General features: G+C 63.3%; 5 protein-coding genes. 4 read left to right on the forward strand and 1 reads right to left on the reverse strand.

Annotated elements, in window-relative coordinates:
• Positions 1 to 368, forward strand: a 368-nt coding sequence (locus tag EN893_RS18730; RefSeq protein WP_128361692.1) for an ATP-binding cassette domain-containing protein, incomplete at its 5' end; no start/stop codon positions are given.
• On the forward strand, positions 361 to 1,737 hold the full coding sequence (locus EN893_RS18735) for an HlyD family type I secretion periplasmic adaptor subunit (RefSeq protein WP_127266444.1): 1,377 nt from the start codon (positions 361 to 363) through the stop codon (positions 1,735 to 1,737). The genes EN893_RS18730 and EN893_RS18735, both read left to right, overlap by 8 nt.
• A 174-nt stretch (positions 1,738 to 1,911) precedes the next feature.
• Here the strand turns inward: EN893_RS18735 and EN893_RS18740 are convergent, their stop codons facing one another.
• Positions 1,912 to 2,862 (reverse strand): LysR family transcriptional regulator, encoded by a 951-nt coding sequence (locus tag EN893_RS18740; protein ID WP_127269808.1) that lies wholly within the window; start codon positions 2,860 to 2,862, stop codon positions 1,912 to 1,914.
• Between the two features lie 93 nt (positions 2,863 to 2,955).
• Between EN893_RS18740 and EN893_RS18745 the strand changes: the two genes are divergently transcribed.
• Together EN893_RS18745 and EN893_RS18750 are read left to right on the forward strand one after the other, a co-directional pair.
• On the forward strand, positions 2,956 to 3,861 hold the full coding sequence (locus tag EN893_RS18745) for a dioxygenase (RefSeq protein WP_127266442.1): 906 nt from the start codon (positions 2,956 to 2,958) through the stop codon (positions 3,859 to 3,861).
• Between the two features lie 3 nt (positions 3,862 to 3,864).
• Positions 3,865 to 4,824 (forward strand): VOC family protein, encoded by a 960-nt coding sequence (locus EN893_RS18750; protein ID WP_127266441.1) that lies wholly within the window; start codon positions 3,865 to 3,867, stop codon positions 4,822 to 4,824.
• Positions 4,825 to 4,945 lie beyond the last annotated feature (121 nt).

Here is a 4,945-nt window from a genome sequence, read left to right on the forward strand (position 1 = left end):
GCATCGGCGAGGGCGGAGCGGCCCTGTCGGCAGGGCAGAGGCAACTCGTGGGTCTCGCCCGAGCACTTTATGGCGAGCCGTTTCTTGTCGTGCTCGACGAACCGAACTCGAACCTCGACGTGGACGGGGACGCTGCCCTGGCCGGCGCCATACGGGCAGTGCGTCAGCGCGGAGGCATCGTCATTGTCGTTGCGCATCGTCCCTCAGCTCTCGCCAACATCGATCAGGTACTGGTTATGTCGAATGGGACGGTTCATGCCTTTGGCTCGCGCGAAGAGGTCTTGGCGAACGTGCTCCGACCGTCACCGCCTGTTCCACCTCGGCCATCTTCTTTGGCGCCGATACCGGGGGTTGCCGGGCATGCATGAGGCTCTGCTCGAAACATTCGTCACCTTCTCGTCGTATGCTCGGACCCTTCGTGGCAGCAAACCGCCTGCCGTGAGCGCGCCAGATCTGTCGGACGGTATACGGGCCAACCTGATATTCGGCTTGGCGATTACCGGTCTGCTGGTTCTTGGCGGTGGTCTGTGGCTGGGGTTGACCAACATCGCCGGCGCTGTGGTTGCACCAGCCACCGTGGTGGTGGAAACCAACGTCAAGAAGGTCCAGCATCAAACCGGAGGCACAGTGGGCGGGATCTTCGCGCAGGACGGAGATCATGTACGAGCCGGCGACGTGCTGGTCAGACTGGATGACACGCTGCCTCGTGCGAACCTGCAAATCATCAGTGAGGATCTCGATCGCGCGACCGTCCGCCTCGCCCGGTTGGAGGCCGAGCGCACGGGCCTGGCGGAAATGCAGCTGCCGGCCGGCCTGAAGGCGCGAATGAACCAGCCGGAGCTGGCTGCGCTCGTCAATGGCGAGCGCGCTCTCTTTGAAACGCGCGCTTCGGCTTTGGCTGGACAGAAGGCACAGTTGAGAAGCCAATCCCAGCAACTTGAACGTCAGATCGACGGCCTTAAGGCGCAACAGAGCGCGGTGGATGAATCGGTTGCTCTGCTGAACAAGGATTTCGCGGACGTTGATTCCCTCTACGCCAAAAAACTCGTCTCCAAGGAGAGGCTAAGCAACATCAAGCTGGATGCCACCCGGGCCAGGGGAGAATCGGGGCGCCTCGCTGCAGCAGTAGCTGAAGCGCAGGCGCGCATCAGCGAAACGGGGTTGCAGATGCTGCAACTGGATGACCAAAGGCGCACTGACGTGACGACCGAACTCCGCGAGACGGAAGCTAAGCAGACCGAACTCAACGAACGGAGGATTGTGGCCCAGGATGAATTGACCAAGACAACGATCCGCGCGCCGCAGTCCGGAACGATACAGGAATCGGCTGTCCATACCGTCGGCGGCGTTATCGCGCCTGGCGAGATGCTCATGACCATCGTACCTGATGCCGATGATCTTGTGGTGGACGCGCTGATCCCGCCGTCGCGGGTCGACGACGTCCGCCCGGGGCAGCCGGTATCGATCCGTTTTCCGGCGTTCGACGTGGGAACCACTCCGGTCTGCCAAGGGTCAGTGAAACACATCTCGGCAGATCTGATTAAAGATCCGCAACGTCAGCTTTCCTATTTCTCGGCGCGTATCAAGGTTGAAAGCAAATCGAACTGCCTGACCGAAGCGAAGGTGCTGAGGCCAGGTATGCCCGCCGAGGTTCATATCCGCACCGATGAACGCAATGTCTGGTCCTATCTGTTGAAACCCTTTGTGGACCAGATGTCCAAGGCGTTTACGCAGTGATGGCGAGGTGGAGGAGGGAGAGCCAATAGGATATCGGGATTTCTGGCGGCCCGACGGCTTTTGGGGGCGGGCGGCCGTCGAGCCTAACCGGCGACGCGGGGATGAAGCGCCTCCGGCTGGAGGAAACATGCGCGTTATGTGACGCCACCGCATCATTCGAATAGCGAGGCCGGATTACCGCCCCCAGACGACGGCATTCTCGTGCCGTTTGATGATGTGCTTCAGATTCTCGAAGGCGGTCGTGACGTGGCCGGCGAAGCGCTCTGCCGCGGGCGAGCGTGGCCCGCTGACCCGGCGCAGGATTCCAAGCGAGCGGCTGGGCTGCGGAATTTCATAGGGTAGCACCGTCACCCGGTTTTCCTTGCGCTGCGCGAAGACCACGGAGAATGGCAGCACCGCCAGCGCATCGGTTTCGGCAAGGAAGTTGATCACGCTCATCAGCGAGCCTCCCGAATAGCGGACGTTGAGGTCCGACATGCCGATGCTCATCAGGATCATCTGCAGGTCCGACATCAGCGGAGAGCCGGGTAGGGGGGCAACCCAGGGAAAGCTGGTCAGGTCATGCGCCCTGAGGCGGCGATTTCGCAGCAGGGGATGGTCGGGCCGGCAAGCCACGACGTTGCGTCCGGGCAGGATTTCCGTGAATTCGAAGCCGGGTCCCAGGTCTAGCACGCCGATCGGCACGATCCCGAGATCGATCTGGTTGCTCTCCAGCGCCGCGACCATCTCGGGCAGGTTCATGTAGCTTTGCTGGACGGTGACCTCGGGCTCGAGCTTCTGGAATTCTCCGATCATCCGGCTGATCATCGCATCCATGAAGAAAGGCACGCCGCCGACACGGACGACGCCCTTGGTGCCTTTCATGAAGCCCTGCACCGCATCCGACGCCTTGCGCGACGCGGTGATCATCGTGCGGCCCTGCGCCGCCAGCTGGAAGCCGAGCGGTGTCGCCTGCAGGGGCCGGCGACCCTTGAGGAAAAGCGGCTCGCCCACCCGTGCCTCCAGCATGGCCAGCGATCGACTGACTGCCGGCTGGGTCAGGCCCAGCATAGCGGCTCCTTCCGACACGCCGCCTGCATCCAGCACCGCAGCGAGCTGCATGAGGTGGCGCTCGTTCAGCTTCATAGCAAAACGCTATACAAGGGACGCCACATCTCATCAAGCATCGCGTCGGGCCGTGCTATCCCGCTTGGCAAGGGGAAGGGAGGCCCCGGCGGAATGCACGGCCAGCACGACCCGAAGCGAGATGAATTCCCCAAGGCGATCTCGACGCAGGCCGAGGAATTCTCACGGCGCCTGACGGCAATGGGCCAGTCCCGCCTGGCGGCGGCGGCACAGGCAGCCGTCGACGGTTTGCACGCGCTGATCGTCGAGTTGCGCCCCTCCGGCGAGGAATTCCGGCAGGCGATCGATTTTCTGACCGAGGTTGGCCACTACGCCGATGCGCGGCGCCAGGAATGGGTGCTGTTCGCCGACGTCCTGGGCGTGTCTTCGCTGATCGAGGATCAGAACAGCCCGCGCCCTGTTGGGGCGACCCCAAACACCCTGGCCGGCCCCTTCTACCGGGCCGACGTGCCGGAGATGCCGCTCGGCGCGAACATCTCGCGCGATCACAAGGGTGAGCCGCTGGAAGTTGCCGGCCGGATCGTCGCGCTCGACGGCGCGGGGATCGGCGATACGATGGTCGAGATATGGCAGGCCAATGCCGAGGGTCTCTACGAGAACCAGGAACCTGATAAGCAGCCTGAATTCAATCTGCGCGGGCGCTTCCGTACCGATCCGCAGGGGCGGTTCCGCTTCACGACGGTGAAGCCGAAGGGCTACACGCTGCCGTCGGACGGCCCAGTCGGCCAATTGATGTCGGCGCTTGGCCTTGGCCTCGAGCGGCCGGCCCACATCCATTTTCGCGTCTCGGCGGAGGGCTTCGAAACGCTGACGACCCACATCTTCGACCGGTCGGACCCCGCGATCGGCCGGGATGCGATCTTCGGGGTCAAGCCCGAACTCATGGCCGAGTTCCGCGCGCTGCCGCCCAACGGAGGAAAACGGAAGCACGCGCTCGACCTCAACCTCGTGCTCTGTCCGCAGCGGCGGGGCGAAACCGAAACCTCTGGGAGGAGATGACCGATGGCACGTGTCAGCGGCTACCACCATTTGACGCTCTCGACGGACAGCGCTCAGGAAGATTTTGATTTCTATACCAAGGCACTGGGCCTGCATTCGGTCAAGCGCACCGTCTTGTTCGACGGCGTCATCCCGGTCTATCACCTCTATTACGGCTCGCCCAACGGCGATGCCTCGACGATCATCACCACCTTCCCGTTCCGCAAGCCAGGCGTCTATGGCCGCCGCGGATCCAACCAGTCGCGTACCATCATGCAGTCGATCCCCAAGGGGGCCGTGGATTTCTGGGTCGACCGGTTGAACGCGCGCGGCATCGAGGCCATCAAGATCACTCGTTTTGGCGCCGACCGTGCGGCTTTCGCACATCCCTGCGGCATCCCGCATGAGCTGGTGGAAAGCGACAGGGATCCACGCGCGCCCATCGCCAACGAAACGCAGGGCATCGGCAAGGCCCACGGCATCAAGGGAATCTACGGCGCCGTGGTGGCGGTGATGGACCGCACCGCCATGGACGACTTCCTGACCATCGCATTGCCGATGGAGAAAGAGGCCGATGACCACGAGGGGCTTGTGTTCCGCGTGCCGGACGCGGCCGGCGTCGCGCAGCGCGTGGAGGTCATTGTCGATCGCGACAGCCCGCAGGGCACCTGGACGCTGGCTGGCGGCACCATCCACCATCTAGCCCTCAACACCGGCGACGAAGAGAACCAGCTGAAACTGCGCGCCCATATAGAGGGCCTCGGCTTCACCGATATATCGGAGCAGAAGGACCGCAACTACTTCAAGTCCTGCTATGTCCGCTCGCCCGGAGGCGCGCTGTTCGAAATTGCCTGGACCACGCCGGAAGGCTGGGCCAAGGATGAGCCTCCGGGCCAGATCGGCAAGACGCTGGTCTTCCCGCCGTGGTTCAAGGACCGCGAGAGCGAATTGCAGGCCGGCCTGGAAGAGGCGGATTTCACGTGAGTTCAGGCAGCGGTCCGCTCCGGCTTGGGCCAAGAGGCCCGGAGGCGAAGGCGATCTGCGTCTTCGTCCACGGCCGCGGCCAATCGCCCGAAGAGATGCAGTCGCATGTGCTGTCGCGGCT

It is taken from the genome of Mesorhizobium sp. M7A.F.Ca.CA.004.04.2.1, assembly GCF_004022825.1.
Lineage (GTDB): Bacteria > Pseudomonadota > Alphaproteobacteria > Rhizobiales > Rhizobiaceae > Mesorhizobium.